This window comes from Methylobacter psychrophilus (assembly GCF_025583945.1).
In the GTDB taxonomy this organism is placed as follows: Bacteria; Pseudomonadota; Gammaproteobacteria; order Methylococcales; family Methylomonadaceae; genus Methylobacter_C; species Methylobacter_C psychrophilus.
In genome coordinates this window covers 93,466-111,183 of sequence record NZ_JAOEGU010000008.1, presented here as the reverse complement: position 1 = coordinate 111,183, position 17,718 = coordinate 93,466, and the positions used below count along the sequence as shown (strand labels likewise).

15 protein-coding genes, 2 tRNA genes and 1 riboswitch are annotated in these 17,718 nt (G+C 43.1%); of the genes, 6 read left to right on the top strand and 11 right to left on the bottom strand.

The window, feature by feature from the left end:
- Nucleotides 1-353 precede the first annotated feature (353 nt).
- A riboswitch (cyclic di-GMP riboswitch) is annotated at nt 354-432 on the top strand.
- 31 nt (nt 433-463) lie between these two features.
- Both N7974_RS06305 and N7974_RS06300 read left to right on the top strand, forming a co-directional pair.
- The gene (locus N7974_RS06305; protein ID WP_262964790.1) at nt 464-1,210 is read left to right on the top strand and encodes a DUF1566 domain-containing protein; all 747 of its coding nucleotides are present in this window, start codon (nt 464-466) and stop codon (nt 1,208-1,210) included.
- Between the two features lie 625 nt (nt 1,211-1,835).
- Nucleotides 1,836-2,162: a hypothetical protein gene (locus N7974_RS06300; RefSeq protein ID WP_262964789.1), complete on the top strand. Its 327-nt coding sequence runs from the start codon at nt 1,836-1,838 to the stop codon at nt 2,160-2,162.
- Between the two features lie 435 nt (nt 2,163-2,597).
- Here N7974_RS06300 and N7974_RS06295 read toward each other — a convergent pair whose 3' ends face one another.
- The 9 genes from N7974_RS06295 to N7974_RS06255 all read right to left on the bottom strand — a co-directional run bounded on the left by N7974_RS06295 (nt 2,598) and on the right by N7974_RS06255 (nt 11,675).
- Nucleotides 2,598-4,502 carry a transketolase C-terminal domain-containing protein gene (locus tag N7974_RS06295; protein WP_262964788.1) on the bottom strand — a complete coding sequence of 635 codons (1,905 nt, stop codon included), beginning with the start codon at nt 4,500-4,502 and terminating at the stop codon, nt 2,598-2,600.
- A gap of 762 nt (nt 4,503-5,264) precedes the next feature.
- Nucleotides 5,265-5,780, bottom strand: a complete 516-nt coding sequence (locus tag N7974_RS06290; RefSeq protein WP_262964787.1) for a hypothetical protein — start codon at nt 5,778-5,780, stop codon at nt 5,265-5,267.
- Between the two features lie 1,017 nt (nt 5,781-6,797).
- Nucleotides 6,798-6,871 (bottom strand) — tRNA-Cys (locus tag N7974_RS06285).
- A 51-nt stretch (nt 6,872-6,922) separates the two neighbouring features.
- Nucleotides 6,923-6,997: transfer RNA gene (locus tag N7974_RS06280), tRNA-Gly, on the bottom strand.
- A 54-nt stretch (nt 6,998-7,051) separates the two neighbouring features.
- Nucleotides 7,052-7,570, bottom strand: coding sequence for a hypothetical protein (locus tag N7974_RS06275; RefSeq protein ID WP_262964786.1), 519 nt, complete (start codon nt 7,568-7,570; stop codon nt 7,052-7,054).
- Nucleotides 7,571-7,915: 345 nt separating this feature from the next.
- Nucleotides 7,916-8,719 carry an ABC transporter permease gene (locus tag N7974_RS06270; protein ID WP_262964811.1) on the bottom strand — a complete coding sequence of 268 codons (804 nt, stop codon included), beginning with the start codon at nt 8,717-8,719 and terminating at the stop codon, nt 7,916-7,918.
- A gap of 53 nt (nt 8,720-8,772) precedes the next feature.
- The gene (locus N7974_RS06265; RefSeq protein ID WP_262964785.1) at nt 8,773-9,513 is read right to left on the bottom strand and encodes an ABC transporter ATP-binding protein; all 741 of its coding nucleotides are present in this window, start codon (nt 9,511-9,513) and stop codon (nt 8,773-8,775) included.
- Entirely contained in the window at nt 9,510-10,472 is a 963-nt protein-coding gene (locus tag N7974_RS06260; protein WP_262964784.1) for a PQQ-dependent catabolism-associated beta-propeller protein, read from the bottom strand. Before N7974_RS06260 ends, N7974_RS06265 begins: the two co-directional genes overlap by 4 nt.
- A 6-nt stretch (nt 10,473-10,478) precedes the next feature.
- On the bottom strand, nt 10,479-11,675 hold the full coding sequence (locus tag N7974_RS06255) for an ABC transporter substrate-binding protein (protein WP_262964783.1): 1,197 nt from the start codon (nt 11,673-11,675) through the stop codon (nt 10,479-10,481).
- A 199-nt stretch (nt 11,676-11,874) separates the two neighbouring features.
- Between N7974_RS06255 and N7974_RS06250 the strand changes: the two genes are divergently transcribed.
- Entirely contained in the window at nt 11,875-12,699 is an 825-nt protein-coding gene (locus tag N7974_RS06250) for an MOSC domain-containing protein (protein ID WP_262964782.1), read from the top strand.
- Between the two features lie 170 nt (nt 12,700-12,869).
- Here N7974_RS06250 and N7974_RS06245 read toward each other — a convergent pair whose 3' ends face one another.
- The gene (locus tag N7974_RS06245) at nt 12,870-13,385 is read right to left on the bottom strand and encodes a DUF3280 domain-containing protein (RefSeq protein ID WP_262964781.1); all 516 of its coding nucleotides are present in this window, start codon (nt 13,383-13,385) and stop codon (nt 12,870-12,872) included.
- Nucleotides 13,386-13,670: 285 nt separating this feature from the next.
- Between N7974_RS06245 and N7974_RS06240 the strand changes: the two genes are divergently transcribed.
- The 3 genes from N7974_RS06240 (at nt 13,671) to N7974_RS06230 (ending at nt 17,100) form a co-directional block, all read left to right on the top strand.
- Complete coding sequence (locus tag N7974_RS06240; RefSeq protein ID WP_262964780.1) at nt 13,671-14,366, top strand: VIT1/CCC1 transporter family protein; 696 nt, start codon at nt 13,671-13,673, stop codon at nt 14,364-14,366.
- 192 nt (nt 14,367-14,558) lie between these two features.
- On the top strand, nt 14,559-16,265 hold the full coding sequence (locus tag N7974_RS06235; protein ID WP_317451584.1) for a BatD family protein: 1,707 nt from the start codon (nt 14,559-14,561) through the stop codon (nt 16,263-16,265).
- 121 nt (nt 16,266-16,386) lie between these two features.
- Nucleotides 16,387-17,100, top strand: a complete 714-nt coding sequence (locus N7974_RS06230; protein ID WP_262964779.1) for a tRNA1(Val) (adenine(37)-N6)-methyltransferase — start codon at nt 16,387-16,389, stop codon at nt 17,098-17,100.
- 220 nt (nt 17,101-17,320) lie between these two features.
- Here N7974_RS06230 and N7974_RS06225 read toward each other — a convergent pair whose 3' ends face one another.
- Nucleotides 17,321-17,716, bottom strand: a complete 396-nt coding sequence (locus tag N7974_RS06225; protein WP_262964778.1) for a glycine zipper family protein — start codon at nt 17,714-17,716, stop codon at nt 17,321-17,323.
- Between the last annotated feature and the right edge of the window lie 2 nt (nt 17,717-17,718).

Genomic DNA, 17,718 nt, shown 5'->3' with positions numbered 1-17,718 from the left:
CGGTCTAATGTTTTGATTACAGCGGGTAGATGGGCAACGGCAACGCCGTGCCCATCGTGCTTTAATATTGTGTTGATGGGCACGCTATAGCTTTCCTCATATACTGGCCGCCGATCACGAATCACATATTTCACTCTGCACAATAGCGTTCATGGCTTTAGTATATTTAAAGTTCTTGTTACATTTTGTAACAATTCAAAGCTGGACTTGGTATTTTTATCTGCTATAGTCTGCTCGTAGTTTAAAAATCACATAAATATCATAAGTACTATGGGTCTTTATGCTCAAGCAAAGCTACCTGCTTAATAAAATTGCACGCTCGTGTCTCACTTATCTAAGTGTGCATGATTCACGGATGAACAAGCCAAACTTGTTGAGAGATAAGGACGGAAAGCTACGAAGCCTTTGCTAAAGGCCAGCCGGGTTGCGTTAAATTTAATGATAATTTTTCGTAGGTAACAACATGAAGCATAAAAAAATAGCGCTGGCGTTGGCATTGCTGGCCAGTACTATAGTAACAGGCACTGCCCAAGCGGCGCTGTTGGCCCGTACCGGCGGCATGGTCTATGATACTGTCAACAACATTACCTGGGCAGCTGATGCCAACTTGTTTCAAACCCAGGCGGCGGGTAATCCTAATCTGGTGACTGAAATTATCACAGCCAACTTTGGGGTTATTAATGATACTGCCAATTATTACGATGGATATGATGGTATCTATAATCTGAGCAACGCAGACTTTAATACCGGCACTGGCGCAATGACCTGGTTTGGTGCACAAGCCTGGGCCAACAACTTAACGCTGGGTGGCTATACGGACTGGACTTTACCCGCTACTATCCCTGCGCTTGCTGGTACTAATCAAACCGGCAGCCAAATGGGTGATTTGTTTTATATTCAATTGGGAGTTTCATCATTTAGCAGTATTGCAACGAGCACTAATCCCAGCTACAGTCTATTTGCTAACGTTCAGAGCTATGCGTACTGGTCGGGTAGTGAGTACGCGCCCGATCCAACCGGCTCGTGGTACTTCAATACCAACAATGGCAACCAATACAACAACGATAAAAGCTACCAGTTCTATGCATGGGCTGTTCGCGCGGGTGATATTGCTGCACCTGCCGCTGTGCCCTTACCCGGTGCAGTTTGGTTATTTGGTAGCGCTTTGCTTGGATCAATCGGTTTAAAACGTCATAAAAACATCGCTTAATTTGGTGCTTGATTGGCTCCCAAGTTCCAGCTTGGAAACCAGTCGCTTAGTATCTATAGATTTTCAGATAAATAATTTCGATGCTAACGGATACAATCCCTTCAAGGGATGTTATCCGTGTAAGTTACACGGATTGTGTAGTGGAAATTTAATTTCTGAAAATCTATATGTCGGGTTACGGCTAGCGCCTAATCCGACCTACAACTTACGCCAGTTTTGCAACCAGTCAAATAAGACGACCGTCCCTTCAAGAGAAGTTATCTGTTGCCGCTTGGGTGATAGTGCTTCACTCGGTTCAGCACAGCCTCAGGCTGTAGGTCAAAGCCACTTGCGGCAAATGTTAAGATGGTTTATGCTTTGCTACTTATAAAACGCCGACTTTTAGCGTTAGTTAATTGGCGGTTTTTAGTTTAACCAACTATAGTTTTATTGTTGGTTAAGCGGGTAACAGTATTAGCACTACCCAACAAACTACTGGCACTACCAGCACCTTTAGTGGCTCTACCGAAACCTTTAGTTGTTATGCCAATACCTTTACTGGCACTGCCAGCACCTTTAGTCGCACTGCCAATACCTTTACTAGTACCGCCAAAACCTCATTGGCATTGCCAGCAAAGGTATTGGCATGGGTGGTAAAGGTATTACCTCTGCCAGTACCTTTATTGGCCTTGCCAAGCAAGGTATTGGCGCTACTGGAGAGGTTTTAACAGTACCGGCAAAGGTATTGGCAGTGCCAATAAAGGTACTGAGAATGCTGGCAGAGGTTTTGGCAGCGCCAATACCTATACGGCCAGAGCCACTACAGGTGCTGGCTGTGCCAATAGCGATTTTTACTGATGCAAAAAAGGTATTGAGCGTGCTGGTAAAGGTTTTGGCAGTGCCAATACCTATACGGCCAGAGCCACTACAGGTGCTGGCAGTATCAATAGCGATTTTTTATAATGCCGTTTAGGTGTTGACTGATTCCCGAAACTCTCAGGCTCTCAAGTTGGAGCTTGGGAGCCTGAGAAACGGCATAAATTGACAGATAATATCCCTTGAAGGGAGGGTATCTGTCCCGGCTTACGTTGGACATTTCAATCTCATGGCGACTATAGCCCCATCCAAAAAGTAACCATTGGGCCTTAAGCAACAAACCGGTAAACTCCCACGGGTTAACCGATAATTTTTGGCAATAAAAAAAGCCCTTACCGTAAGATAAGGGCTTTTTATTTTTCACTTCTCGCTATTCTATAGTCTTTCAGAAATTAAATTTCCATTACATTAAATTTAAAGCCTGTACGGATAACATCCCTTGAAGGGATGGTATCCGTTAGCATAGAAATTATTTATCTGAAAATCTATAGGTGAATAAAGCGGAGTCAGGCATTGGTAATGCCTGGTTAAATTAAAGCTTTAACAGTTCTTTGGTCTTGGCAATGATACCGGCTGGATCAATACCTTGATGCGGAAATTGTTCCCACAGACCGCCACAACCTTCTTTATAAGTGGCAAGATGTGCGTATTTTGGAGTCAGGCCACGTTCCAGCAACCATGAACCAAAACGACTACCCAAACCAGACTTACGGTTGAAAGATTCAACAACCAATACCATTGGTGAATTACCAATTTTGATCATCATGTCTTCATCGATAACATTCAGGGTGGCTTTGTTGATCAAACCAACATCAATACCTTCCAGTTTCAGACGTTCTACAGCATCCAATGCCCGATACAATGACTCACCAAAGCTTACAATGTAACCATGAGTTCCTTCACGAATCACTTCATCTTTACCGGAAACAAATTTATAGTCACCACCAAAGTAGTCTTCACCGTCAGTATTTAAAATAGTCGGTACTTTTGAACGGGTTGAGAAAACAAAACGCAGGCCGGGGTTGAAGAAAATGGTTTCCAGACAAGCTTTCATTTGCAGCGGATCAGCCGGAAAGTAAAGGTTGGTCGCATAACCGTCACTCAAGCCATTGTCGGCGAACATATTGTTCAGACCAAAATGGCAAGTGTTGTCAGCCATATCGTCGATACCGGCATGAGAGAAATGACTCAGTACGTTGGAGTTGTTCAAACGTGCCATGGTGATTTCAGACAGCAGCATTTCCAGGAACGCACTGAACGTACCAAAAATACCTTGTTTGCCCGCTTCCATACCAAAACCTGCCGCCGCAGAAAAGTTACCGCGTTCCATGATACCGGAAGAGATAAAAGTTTCCGGGAAAGCTGCATGGATTTTGAACAGGCCACAAGAACCTTCAAGATCGCTGTCGACAACGCGAATTTTTTCAATACGGTCGGCTTCGCTCAGGCGACCCATAATTTCAACGGCAGCATCACCGAAAACGTTACGGTTGGCATCCCATTTGTCGCTGGAACCCAAGAATACGGCATCATTTTTAGGTGCCTTGATTTCTTTAAGGTGATCGGCAGCGGCTTGTTGACCGCGAGATTCCAGATACTCAACGGCTACTTTTACAGAAATAACGTCATGGCCGTGAGTTGAACCTTCCAGACCGACAATACCGGGGCACATTGGACGATGATTGATAACAGCAACCGGGCCATCGGTGTTGACGGCGATACAGATGCGTTTATACAAATCATCCAGATCTTCGCCGTCGCCTTCCAATACGGTAACGCCTTGGCCTGCCAAAGTTTTAGCCGTTGTGCAACCGGGTAAGTAATGTGATGGATGACCGGCAATAGTGACGTTGTTATCATCGATAATCAACTTGACATTGAGTTGTTGCGCCACGGCCAGACGGGCAGCTTCCGCGTCGTTACCTTCTTGTTGTGAGCCGTCAGAACCCAAACAAAACAGGGTTTTGGTAGGATTGGCAATCGCTACACCATTGACGTAGGGCCACATGTGTCCCAAACGTCCGGAGCTGAATTTTACGCCGGGCGTAAAGCCCAGTTCAGGATGACCCGGTAAATGTGAGTGAGCTGCGCGGTATTCCATAAGGCGTTCAGCAGGAAGATCGCCATTTAGCGTGGACATCAGATATTGAGTCGCTACACGGTGTCCGGCTTCATCAAAAAAGATCGGTACGAAGGCTTCTTCTGAACCGCGAAACAAGGCGTCCATAATCATGACTTCAGGCACAGTATCGTAAGGGCCGCCGGTATGACCGCCGACGCCTCTTGCAGCACCGGTAGCAGTAAAGAAAACAATGGCATCGCGACACAGCTGAATGTTGGCTTTAAGGCTGTCTCTTTGCTCGGTAGTCAGTGTGTCAATACTTGGATCAAGAGTAATGCGCTGATAGGCGCCAAGATCGATTGGAAATTTAGACATGGTTTTACTTCTCGTGGTTAAGGATTATTTAATGTTTACAGTTTTATCAATTTAAACAAATATACCATAAAAATGAGGCTTGCCGACCTTTCCTCCCGGATCATTTTTTAAGTTATATTCATTAATGCTTTTAATGTGCCGGGGGGCTTTTTATTTTTATTGATAATGCCCACCATCAACCCATTATATAGGATTACTCTCTTGCCTTCTTGGCAAGGGCCTGACTGGTAATGTATTTAGGCGATTTCCTACGAAGAATATACCCAAGTCGCTGGTCTTTTTATTCATTATCTGCGTTGTCAAAATAGTTACGTAGCCAGCTACGCGCCTATTTTTCCGCCTTGAAAATAAACAAAAATCCTGCGCCACTTGGGTATATTCATTCTTGGATATCGCCTTAAGTATAGATAGAAATTTTTTTATTACTTATTTTACGCTATCGCCGTGCAGGGTACACCTTGTTATTCGCAGTCTGCAAGACATTTTAATGAAGATGGGCAGAGTTAAGGTTTATGACTGGAAAATCAGCCGATAAATTGGCTAACGCGCTTGCAAAACCGGCCAATTTAAAAAATCAGGCCGATTAATTTTGTGTGTGTTGACGGCATTAAGCTGTTACTGTTGAGCCAATAGTTGCTGTAAATTAACATTGGTTTCATAAAAGGCAGATTTTCAATAATTTTTAATAAACACCAGCCATAAAAAAGGGCCTTTAAAAGGCCCTTTAATGTAAGCAGTAAAGCTACGGTATTTATTTAATCATTAAGCGTTTTTACGTTTACCGAATGATACCAAACCAATCAATGCTGAACCCATCAACCATACTGCTGCAGGAACAGGTACGGCACTAATGGAACTAACTCCAATAGAACCACCGAAACTACTTTTGTTGCCAGTACCGCTGATTATCAATTTGTGGGAACCGGAAGCCAAACTTGACGCTTCACCAAATAAAAAGTTGAATTTAGAATTAGCACTTAAAGAAAGATTGTATAGAGTATTACCAAAAGCTTGACCATCTAATGTAGCAGCAAAGTTACTGATACCTACTTTAGTTTTATTAAAAGTGTTGGTAGCTGTCAGGCCAAAAAGGTAAGTACCACCGACAAGGTTAAAATCGAATTCCTTAGAAAAGGCACCTGTTAAATTACTGGCGCCAAAGCCAGTTCCTTCATTAGTAGTATCCAAAGTGCCCAAGTCGGTAGGGATAGGAGAAGCAATACTGGCCATAGATGCGGTCAGTAATCCGGCAGCAACGATTAATTTTAAAATCGACATAAAAAAAGTCCTGTATAAAAAAATAAAATAGTAGGGTTAAGTATAATTTGCTATCTATATGGATCTGACATGGACCGGAGTCTTCCGTATTTTCTTAACGATAAAATTTCCATGCTTCAAACTAAAAGTTACCTTGTAACAAGATATGACTTATTTGTAAGCATAGTGCTTATATTGTAGTCTACTAATCCAAATTAAAAGTTTAAAATCAAAAAATTAAAAAAGAAACAGACTCCAGGTGCAGCAATTATCATTATGATAATTTAAGAAAATTAACTGTAAATTTGCATAACAATAATTTATTTGAAACATATATATAGCTGAAGTTTCCCGGTTTTTGAGTCCGTCGCGTATAAAGGAAAACGTATTAAAGTAGGGTTCACCATAAACGAAGCAAATCTTACGTTAACTATTCAGCGTTATAAATAACGAGGCTAAAGGCTTTAGAAATCGGGGAGCTTGAAATATATTAATCACCAAGTTCATAACAATTTATTAATTGTAACCAAATGTAACCATTCTTTATTTTCGCTTGGGTCGGATACTATCCGCTATTAGTTCTCTGGCTTGCTTTAAGGGTATTTATTCAGTTCCCCTCTTTAACAAAGAGGATTGAGGGGAGATTTTATTAGATAAATCCCCCCTCAATCCTCCTTTTTCAAAGGAGGAGGTTTAAAAAGGTTTCAGGGTAAACGCCAAAGATTTTTCTTTACCTGTAAACCGATATTTAAAGCTAAAATATTTTTAGCCATTGGGGTTTATTAAGAGATGTAAACCCTTTCGGGTAACTTATAAGTTTTGTCTATGCGGAGGGGGGGTACCGCTTTTATAGCCTTGTCTGATATTGCCATCTGGGGGTCTATTTATTTGTGGGAGTAAATATACCCCGGATTTATACCCGCCCCAAAAAAAATTGGACGTCAACGAAGCTTGTTGAATCTTACGGACAACAAAAAACCCGCTAAGCCTTGCGACTTGCGGGTTTTGTATGTCTTTGATTTTGTCTGAATTCACCCGTGGAGGTTGCGGGCGGAATCGAACCGCCGTAGATGGCTTTGCAGGCCACTGCATAACCATTTTGCTACGCAACCATAAAGGTGAAATAGAAAAGCCGCGATATTTCGCGGCTTTTCATTATATATTGGAGCGGGAAACGAGATTCGAACTCGCGACCCCAACCTTGGCAAGGTTGTGCTCTACCACTGAGCTATTCCCGCTTTGAATTTATTCAGCTATTATAGGGATTTTTAAAATACTGTCAAACTTTATTTTTATTGAAGGTCAATTGCCAAAGCCCACGCTTCGTGATCTTTACATTCACCGTCTTCAATTTTGACTTTAGCGTAGGTTTTTTGCTTGCCATAAGCATCCGCAAATTCCAGTACAGAAACAGGAGTACCTTGAGCAATATGCTGGCAAGCACCTGATCTATCTTTCTCTTCGGTATCATCATAAGCCGCTATAGCGCCAGGTGTCGCTACCAAGCGAACGGTTGCTGCTGCATCATAAGCGTTAACACTTTTTAATACATAACGTTGACCGACAATGAGATCTTTAAGAACGGGTCCGGAGATAGTCGGTTTGGAACTGTCATCACCCATCGTCATCAATAAAACAAGCAGAATAACTACTCCACCAATGCTGCCAAAAAATACTTTTGGATTACTTTCTTTTAAACTCAAGAATGAAGAAACCAGACTGCCTGCGCTATTTTTTGCAGAATCTACAGGTTGCTCAACATTTTCTTCTTGAACGATTTCTTCTTGTTTGGTGTTATCTTCATTACTCATTTCTCATCCTCATAGTGGTGTAATTTTATTTATTATATTGATGAATCATTGGCCAATGCCTTATTAAGTCTTGCCAGGTAACAAGTAAGCCCTCTTAATGGTATCAATCCATGACTATTCAAAAGCAGATTGATCGCTTACTAATATCCATACTTAATGGGTAAACTTACCACGATCAAAAAAATTTTCAAGTGCTTTATGACTATTGCCCATCATATTCAACATTAAAAATACTAGGGTATATTTTTAACTGATCCTTATTTTCTGCTTTTATATGGCTTTTGTAGGATTCGCTTCACCTGCTTCAACCCATCCTACGGGGTATTTTATTTATTACCAGTTGCCCTAGCCCCCGCCTTTTCTTACCATCATGCCTTTTGACGGATTATAGCCAATGATTGCCGCCGCCATAAAAACCAGAAAAGCGACCAAGGTAAAGATAAAAGCCTGTTCGTTAAATTGTCCGTACAGGGCAAAACGGATTAACTCAACGGCTTGTGAAAATGGGTTATATTGCGCCAACTTACTCAGCAACACACTGGATTCTTGCATTTTCCATAAAGGATAGAGTGCTGTCGACATAAAAAACATCGGAAAAATGACAAAATTCATCACGCCGGCAAAATTTTCCAGTTGTTTTATAAAAGATGATAATAATAATCCTAGTGCTCCCAGCATTAATCCGGACAACATTAAGGTCGGCAATACCCATAAATAGCCTTGCCACGGTGCATGTATGTCATAAAACCAGGCAATACCCAAAAATACATAAACCTGCAAGATAGACACGCCGGTTCCTGCCAACAATTTACTGAGTAATAAAAACCAACGGGGTAATGGACAGACCATTAATATGCGCATACTGCCCATTTCCCGATCATAAACCATGGACAATGAACTTTGCATGCCGTTAAATAGCTGAATCATGCCAATCAGCCCCGGTGTTATATAAACTTCATAAAGAATATAAGTTTCATAGGGCGGGGTGATGGCAAGACCTAGTGCCGCCCTAAAGCCGGCTGCAAAGATAAACAGCCAGACCAAGGGCCTGACTAGTGCAGAAATAAAACGTTCACGTTGGGTAACAAAACGCCATAACTCACGTCCGATAATGCCCCACATGGCTCGCCAATAATGCAGAATGTTTATGCTGGATGCTCCGCCTCCTTTGGGTAAAGGTAAATCCGCTCCCGGCTTATTAGTCATGCCTGATCTCCTTGCGTCAAGTTGTAAAAAGCATCTTTTATCAGTGCCGTATTGGTTATTTTAAGAACCTCGTCTACGGTACCGTTGGCTTTAATTTGGCCTTTATGGAGAACGATTAAATGATCATCGGGATAAATTTCATCAATTAAATGACTTGCCCATAAAACCGCCAACTTTTCATCAGCTGCCAAATGATGCACATACTCAACAATAGCCAAGCGGCTGGGTACATCCAGACCGACAGTCGGTTCATCCAGCAACAATAACGCCGGTTTATGCAGTAATGCCCTGGCAATTTCTACGCGTCGTCGATGTCCGCCATTAAGCTGGCGTATTTTCTCAAAACGCCGGTCAAACATGTTCAGACGCTCCAATTCCTGTTGAATGCGTTGCATGGCTAGTTTACGTCCCAAGCCGTGCAAGGCTGTGTGATAGCGTAAATTTTGCATGACCGTTAAATCCATATCCAGGGTGGTTTGCTGAAAAACCACGCCCAGTTTTGCCAATGCTTGGCGAGTTTGCTTTTTAATATCAAAACCACATAACTCGATACGGCCTTCATGGCTATCGTACAAGCGGGTAATCAACGAAAATAACGTACTCTTGCCGGCACCGTTAGGGCCTAAAAGTAGCGTACATTCACCGGCATGAATGTTAAAGTTAACCTGATCAAGTGCCTTCTTGCCACTATAAGAGAAACTTAAATTCTCGATGGATAATGCGATGGGTATCTTCATGGTTTTACCGCAACGCCCCAGGGATAATTACCGACACCAATCGATTTAGTCACTGTTTGACTATCCAGATCAATAATCGAAATATCATTACTGGTGCCGTTGGTGGTATAGAGACGTTTTTGATCGGGAGAAAAGGCCAGATTCCAAACTCGTTGACCAACCAATAGCGTTTTTTCTACAGCAAAGGTTTTGGCATTAACTACCGCCACACGGTTTGCCGGTCCCAAAGCTACATAGCCTCTATTACTATCTTTATCAATGATCACGCCTACCGGCTGAATTTTATCGGCAGTAACACCGGCAACTTCAAACTTGATTGTCTTGATGATTTGCTTGGTCTTGGTATCGAGAATCATCAAGGTCCCAGCCATTTCTGAAGTTACCCACAATTGTTGGCTGTCTGCGGTAAAACCAACTGCACGCGGACGCGGGTCAACCAGAGTATTTTCGACAATCGTGTTGGTTTTGGTATCAATCCAGTGCACCATGTTGGTGGTTTCTGATGCACTGATTAGCCACTTGTTATCGGGGCTAACCGTGATTCCTTCAGGTTCGACGCCGACCTTGATTTGTTTGACGGCTTTTTTGCTGGCAATATCAATTACCGTGACCAAGCTGTCATCTTCGTTTGACACATAAATCTTGTCACCGGCAGGATTTAACGCAAAAGTCTCCGGGTCATCGCCCGATGGCAATTGCCCGACTTCTTTCAGCGTCTCGGCATCAATAATTTTTATAGTATTGTCATCGCTGGTCGCGATATATAAAAATTTGTTATCCGGGCTGATAGTAATCCCTCGGGGACGTTGACCTATGGGGACTGTTTTGATTAATGTTCCCGTTATCGGATCAACCACGGCCAGCGCATTATCTTTTTCCAGCGTGACAAAAACGCTTTCAGCCTGAACGGTTCCGGTTAATGCCAGCGCTAAAAATAACCCAAAGTTCTTCTTTTTCATTATCATTTATTTATCCCATTTGCATTGCGATTCAGGTTGATCATAACCCAAGGTATCCAGTTCGGTTTTTGGATGCAGAAAGCCTTCAATGGGTGCCACCGCCACCAATGACCTCGGTGCTGCCAGCAAAACCGGTTGCCGCAACTGACCGTCCCAAGAGCGAAAAGACAACGGATTGCCGGTGTAGCCATTTAAGGCAAACGCATCGCTTAACAGGTAAGCTTTAACGGGAATCAGATCAACGGACTGACTGCGGGTAGCTGCTTCACCAAGCGCTCTAAGGGCTAAATAAGCGGCATAATCCTGCTCTTCCATCCAGCGTCCGGCTTTTTCTTTGAAGCGGTTTTGTATCTGTACAGCGCCCCATTGCTCATGCGTTCTATGCCATGATGTAGCAATCAATCCCTGAGTCCCTATCACCGGTCTTGGAATCCAGGTGCGATAGTCAAGATATTCGCCAAATTGGCCTTGTTCATCAGCGACTACCAAGACATCATAATCATCCTCTGCCTGGGTAAATACCGCTACATCCGATTGCGCCGTACGCCGTGCGTCATAAGTATGCTCCCAGGTTTTTTCTGCCACTATTTTCATGCCAAAACGCTTGGCTGCGCGTTTGACGGCATCGGCAAATAAACGATCTTCCTGGGTAGATCCAATGATTAGAAACCACTTGGTCCAGCGTTTCTTCATCATATATTGCGCCAAGGCATCGGCACGCATCGCTCTGCTGGGCAAAATATGCAAAACATTACGCCGGCACTGCTCATTGCGCAACGCATCATCGACCGTCGCCACATCAAATAACAGCATTTGCCGGGCAGCAGGCAAATCAGCGATCAGGTTTAATTGCTCAGCCGGCAAATTAACGACGACATACTGAAATTTATTACTAATTTCTTTAGTAAAAGTATCGATAACATTACCGTCTACCGGCACAATAAATTTGCTTAATTGATAGTGCTGGCCGGTAAATTCGCCAGTCGTATTATCATCATCAGCACCCAGTTCTGCGCCGAACACACCTTTGTTTTTAATAAAGGCATCCAGATTGGATAATGGCGGCGGCACGTTTTGATCCTGGCTTAAATAAGCAATGGCAATGGTTTGTTTGGCTTTCGCAGAAACAACTCCTATGCCAACTAACTGAATAATTAATAAAACAGTCACCATTATCCGAACAGGCTGATTAATTGATCGCATTATTCCTCAACAATAAAAAATTCATTTTTTTCATTTTAACGGATTCATAAACTTTTTTTTGGTTTTTACAAAAGTTTATAGCGAGTGACCGGTTAACTAAAACTTGATAGCACAGCTTAATTCACGCAAACTTTGGTCATTATTATTTTTTCCAGTCCGACTTTTTAAGTTGAGCCTGGTATGTACAGGCTGATCTAAAATGACATCAAGTATTTTAAGTGCAATAACTCTCTATCCGGTAAAGTCCTTGGCGGGCATTAGTGTAAGCAGTTGGCCGGTTGTTAAGACGGGACTTTTGTACGACAGAAAATGGATGTTGGTTGACGCCGCCGGACATTTTTTAAGTCAGCGCAAGTTACCAAAAATGGCTTTAATCAAAACAGCATTAACCGAGAGCCACTTAATCTTGTCTGCATCCGGAATGGCAAGCCTGTCATTACCGTTGATACCCACTGATGGCGATATTATTAGCAGCACGATATGGCATGACCAATGTGAGGCACGGAGCGTATCAAAAGAAGCGGATCAATGGTTAAGCTATTTTTTAAAGCTGGATTGCCGATTGGTTTATCAGCCTGCCGAGATGGTTAGGCCGGTTGATCCGCGTTACGCCGATGCGACTGACAATGTATCTTTTGCTGACGGCTTTCCATTTTTGATTATTTCAGAAAACTCACTGATGTCATTAAATCAGGCAATGCACTTAAATTTATCCATGACCCGCTTCAGACCCAATCTGGTTATTTCCGGTTGCGTTCCTTATGCCGAAGATAGCTGGAGAGAAATCAGCATTGGCGCTATTGATTTTAGGCTCACCAAGCCTTGCTCACGCTGCTCGGTTCCGGCCATTGATCCGGAATCTGCACAAACCGGCAAAGAACCGCTGACAACGCTCAACCGCATCAGAAAGTGGGAAAACAAGATCTACTTTGGACAAAATGCCCTGCATAATCAGCTTGGCACCTTAACCGTGGGTGATACGCTACACGTTAAAGTAACCGGCGCAAAACAACCGCCGATTTAACTTGATGAGATAAATTAGCTATAGACTTTCAGAAATTAAACTTCTAATTAATGTTGCTGTAGATTCATACAGATAACATCCCTTGAAGGGATGGTATCTGTTAGCATCGAAATTATTTATCTGAAAATCTGTACTTATGATGGGACGTGTCGTGCGCGTCAATATCCGGCTTATTTTGCCGCACCCAGAGTTTTAGTGATTTTTTCAGTAATATCTTCTACGCCTTGTGCGACTATTTTCTTTTCGCCGCCCTTAACTTCATAAAGGTATTCACCAGCCAAGCCTTCTGTTTTAACATCAACCAAATGTGCCATCAGATAAAAAAACAAGAAACTGGGTTTATGCAGTCTTCCCACTATCACATAATCGGCGGCAAATTTTTTACCAAGTTGAGCTGCAACATCCGGGTGATCAAAAAGATAGCCCACGCCGGCATTGGCTTGTTGTTGGGCATCCTTGGGAATGGTGACAATATCGTAACCTGATTTCTTAAGCTCGTTTTCCATGAGCGGTTTAATTGAAGCGGTGCGGGTTACTTCTGCGGGTATACCCGGAGCAAGTGTCATGTCTTTTAATTCAAAATCCAGAACGGCTATCCGTGGATTAGCGGATACATTGGTAAATCCCAAGCATAATAAGAGCGCAAAAATAAAGTAGTGCAATTTAACAATTTTATTCTTTTTCATAAGTTATAATCCCGATGAATTAAAGTGCTGAATGGACAATCAGCGGACTGATAGCAATTATCTAAATCCGGCTTTGCCATTGCGACACAAAAATACAGTATAACCCTTTAGGTACCGATGAAAATGCCTCATTAGGTAAAATAGAAGCTGAATGCTGACGGTGTTACAGATGTTTACTTGGATTTGGCTGGCTTTGTAAGCCTTTATCTTCGGCTGTTTTAAATAGATGAACTGAATGGTTTTGTCTGAAGGGCTGTAACTTTAATTAATAGCAAAGGAAAATCAATGTTGCCTCATCATTATGAAACCCACCGGACTCATCGCATTGGCTGGCTGCGTGCCGCTGTTTTAGGTGCTAATGATGGTATTGTCTCGACCGCCAGTTTAATTGTAGGTATTGCCGCCTCTCATGCCGCGCATAACGATATTGTCCTGGCGGGTGTGGCAGGACTGGTTGCCGGAGCTATGTCGATGGCCGCTGGTGAATATGTGTCAGTCAGCTCACAAGCCGATACCGAAAACGCGGATTTGGCGCGTGAACGTAAAGAACTGGATGAAAATATTGATCATGAACAAAAAGAGCTACAAGCCATTTACATAGCGAGAGGGCTTGATGCTGTTCTTGCCGGACAAGTCGCGCAGCAATTGATGGCGCATGATGCGTTGGGTGCACATGCCCGTGATGAGTTGGGGATCTCGGCAACCGGAGCCGCCCGGCCTATTCAAGCGGCATTGACTTCGGCAGCCACTTTTTCTATTGGTGCCGTGTTGCCGCTATTAATAGTTATGTTTGGTCCTAATGATAATTTAATTATTTTGGTGTCATCGGCCTCTTTGCTATTTTTGGCCTTGCTGGGTACGTTGGCGGCTTATACCGGTGGCTCCGGTATTATTAAGAGCGCTTTTCGCGTAACTTTCTGGGGTGCATTGGCGATGGGCTTAACCGCAGGTGTTGGTTCGGTTTTTGGTACAGTGGTTTAGCTTGGGTGTATGTGTCTGGTTTTAAAAACCAATGTCCACGAAAGGCATGAAAAGTACGAAAAATATCTGTTGGAAGCTTTGTTCGGACCGGCTCACTATATTGCCGATAACTGGCTTTATGGTAAAGTGGCGTTTGGGTTTGCTCTAAAAAGAATGACTGCACCTGCTGGCAGGATAATTAATATTATTTAAATGATGAACACTATAAAACAATTACTGATACCTAAAATCGATATGTGGTTGGGGCTTTTTTTGCTGTTATTACTGTTGGCTACTCAAAGTGCCTTTGCCGCAGAGATTAAGGTTTCTGTGGATCGTAATCCGGTCAGTTTGGATGAGTCTTTCCAGATTATATTTACGGCGACCGAGTCACCTGACGATGACCCTAGTTTTGGCCCGTTGCAACAGGATTTTTCCATACTTAGCCAAAGTAGCGGTAGCAGTTCATCATGGGTTAATGGCAAATCCAGCAAGACCGTGCAGTGGAAACTTAACGTCATGGCTAAACAGGCGGGTGACCTGTTGATTCCTGCGGTGAAGTTTGGTAAGGATGTGAGTCAGTCAATAACTATTCGGGTGACTGACAAGACAGCCAACAAAGCCGTCAGTAACGATGAGGAATTATTTATAGAGGTTGAAGCGACACCGGAAAACCCGTATGTACAATCCCAAGTTTTTTATACCTTGCGCTTATATACCAGAGTCGATATCTCTCAAGCCCGGCTGAACGAGCCTGAGCTGGCAGATGCGGTCATTGAACGGTTAGGCGAAGACAGTAATTATAACACCCAGGTTAACGGTGTTAATTATTCCGTGACCGAACGAAAATATGCTTTTTTCCCGCAAAAAAGCGGCAAATTAACCATTAAACCATTGTTATTAACTGCGGAAGTGTTAACCGGTAGTCGGCCCGGTTTTAATGGTTTTTTTAATTCGCCGACAAGTAAAACCAAACACGTCGAATCCAAAGCGATTACGCTGGATGTAAAACCGGTACCGGCATCTTTTGCCGGGAAGCATTGGCTATCATCAGAGCAACTGGTTTTAAAGCAGGATTGGTCCGGTGATATTCAGCAAATGAAGGTTGGCGAGCCACTGACCAGAACGTTAACTTTAATTGCAAAAGGCACAACGGTTGGACAGCTCCCTGAATTAAATACCACCAATACCAATGATCAGTTAAAAGCTTATCCAGATCAGCCGGTATTACAGGAGCAGAAAAAAGTCGATGGCCTGCTGGCTTTTAGGGAAGAAAAAATTGCCTTGATTCCTTCAAAGGCAGGTAGTTATACATTGCCGGCGATAGAAATCCCCTGGTTTAATACTCAAAGCCAAAAAATGGAAATTGCTAAAATCCCGGAAACAACATTGACCACTCTTGCGGTTGCTACGCAGACGGTCGCTATTGAACCAGCGGCTACCTCGGCAACACTAGAAAAAGTTGTAACCGGCCCGGTTATTAATAGTCTGCAAGAAACGAATATCTGGTTATGGGTTTCCGTATTTTTGGCAGCAGGTTGGCTAATAACGGTCGTTATTTTCTTATCCAAACGCACGGGTAAAAAACCGGTTATTGAAAATGATGATGCCGACATCAGTTTAAAAGCATGTGTTAAGAACTTAAAGAAGGCTTGTGCCAATAACGATGCGCTGGTGGCTAAAGATGCCTTGCTTGAATGGGGACGGCAAAAGTTTAATGCGACCAATCTGGGAGCCATTGCCGGGTTTTGTGATGCACGCTTAAGAGACGAAATTTTGCATTTAAACCATGCCTTATACGGTAAAGAAGTGGGTCAATGGCAAGGTAAAAAACTGTTTCAGACTTTTACCGAAAATAAAGCTCTGGAAAGAATTACCACGCCTGTGGATAAAAGTCTGGAACCGCTTTATCGATTATAGGAGCTTTGTAAACTCGCATTTAATCTTAAACAGCATCACCACGAAGACACGAAGGACACGAAGAAATAAAAAAACTTCGTGTCTTCGTGGTGAATAAAATAGTTAAGTCAGCCACCGCTATATGTCAATCTTCCGCTTTCAGCAGTTTTCCGTTATCCAGCGACAATCAGCGATGAAAGTTTGCACGGATGCCGTTTTATTTGGCGCTATGGCACCTGTTAGCCGTGGTGACAGGGTTTTGGATATTGGTGCGGGGACAGGGGTATTATCTTTAATGGCAGCTCAATTGGGAGCCACACAGGTAACTGCGGTAGAATTAACACGGCCAGGTTATGAAGAAGCCAGGCTAAATTTCGCTAATAGTCCCTGGGCCGACCAGCTCGAAGCCGTACATCAGGATATTCAAGGTTTTGCCCGTTCTAGCGGGCGTGAATACGATCTGATTATTTGTAATCCGCCATTTTTTGAAAATCATAGCAAGACCACCGATGCACTGAGAAAGCTCGCCAGACACAATGATGAATTGCCCTTTGCCGAGTTAATTAACAGTGCCGATCAATTATTAGCCAGTCAGGGTTTGTTTTATCTGTTGCTGCCGATGCATGCCGTAGATAAATTTGTTGAAGCAGCGTTAGTGGCGGGGTTTTATTTAAGCCATCAAACTGATTTTCGTGGCTATTTTCATAATAATGCCAAGGTTTCCGCGCTGACATTTAGCCGTACAGTTAGTGTATTGGTTGGGTCGTTAATCACAATTTACGAATCTCACCGGGTTTATTCGAAAGCAAGTGAGGTTTATTTGTCGCCCTTTCTGTTACGATTTACCAAGGATTAGCAGGACATAATGAAGCTTAAGATCGAAGTATGTGGGCACGATAAAATGGGTGGTTGGTCTTGCTTAAGTTGGATAGTTTTTGCAACACATCCCTGTGTTGCAACTATTAATTAAATTACTCACGTTTTTAAAGCTATTGAGGTCTTCAAACGTTTCGGTCGGGTTACAAACCTCGACCGACACCGAAAGCACGGTGAACCTGTTGGTGCCGCGAATTAAATTATCTGACGATTTTGTGCCCACGACCGCTCATACAATTGTTATAAGAACTTTTGTATTTTTCTTCAGTGCTTAGGCCTTTATAGGCACCGCCACCAAAGCCGCCACCGGCAGCGCCTATCGCTGCACCCATGCCCGGACTTCCGGTAAATGCACCAATAATGGCACCGCCAGCCGCACCAAGTAAAGCTCCTGTTCCCGCGCCTATAGCGGTTTCTTTGGCGGTTCCACCCGATGCCTGATCTGCCAGTTGCTTACATTCAGCCATGTCCTGGTTAATGCGATAAGCATTAGGATCGTTATAGGAATCAACGGTGGGTTGATATCCGCCGTAGCTATAGCAACCCGAGAGCAATATACTGCCGATAAAAACGCTACTAATTGTTAATTTTTTCATAT

What these genes read in the sequence shown, in the direction of transcription:
- N7974_RS06235 (WP_317451584.1), top strand. Translation starts at nt 14,559, where the DNA reads ATGATGAACACTATAAAACAATTACTGATACCTAAAATCGATATGTGG.
- N7974_RS06290 (WP_262964787.1), bottom strand. Translation starts at nt 5,780, where the DNA reads ATGTCGATTTTAAAATTAATCGTTGCTGCCGGATTACTGACCGCATCT.
- N7974_RS06230 (WP_262964779.1), top strand. Translation starts at nt 16,387, where the DNA reads ATGTCAATCTTCCGCTTTCAGCAGTTTTCCGTTATCCAGCGACAATCA.
- N7974_RS06305 (WP_262964790.1), top strand. Translation starts at nt 464, where the DNA reads ATGAAGCATAAAAAAATAGCGCTGGCGTTGGCATTGCTGGCCAGTACT.
- N7974_RS06300 (WP_262964789.1), top strand. Translation starts at nt 1,836, where the DNA reads ATGGGTGGTAAAGGTATTACCTCTGCCAGTACCTTTATTGGCCTTGCC.
- N7974_RS06265 (WP_262964785.1), bottom strand. Translation starts at nt 9,513, where the DNA reads ATGAAGATACCCATCGCATTATCCATCGAGAATTTAAGTTTCTCTTAT.
- N7974_RS06255 (WP_262964783.1), bottom strand. Translation starts at nt 11,675, where the DNA reads ATGCGATCAATTAATCAGCCTGTTCGGATAATGGTGACTGTTTTATTA.
- N7974_RS06275 (WP_262964786.1), bottom strand. Translation starts at nt 7,570, where the DNA reads ATGAGTAATGAAGATAACACCAAACAAGAAGAAATCGTTCAAGAAGAA.
- N7974_RS06240 (WP_262964780.1), top strand. Translation starts at nt 13,671, where the DNA reads ATGTTGCCTCATCATTATGAAACCCACCGGACTCATCGCATTGGCTGG.
- N7974_RS06295 (WP_262964788.1), bottom strand. Translation starts at nt 4,502, where the DNA reads ATGTCTAAATTTCCAATCGATCTTGGCGCCTATCAGCGCATTACTCTT.
- N7974_RS06250 (WP_262964782.1), top strand. Translation starts at nt 11,875, where the DNA reads ATGACATCAAGTATTTTAAGTGCAATAACTCTCTATCCGGTAAAGTCC.
- N7974_RS06260 (WP_262964784.1), bottom strand. Translation starts at nt 10,472, where the DNA reads ATGAAAAAGAAGAACTTTGGGTTATTTTTAGCGCTGGCATTAACCGGA.
- N7974_RS06225 (WP_262964778.1), bottom strand. Translation starts at nt 17,716, where the DNA reads ATGAAAAAATTAACAATTAGTAGCGTTTTTATCGGCAGTATATTGCTC.
- N7974_RS06245 (WP_262964781.1), bottom strand. Translation starts at nt 13,385, where the DNA reads ATGAAAAAGAATAAAATTGTTAAATTGCACTACTTTATTTTTGCGCTC.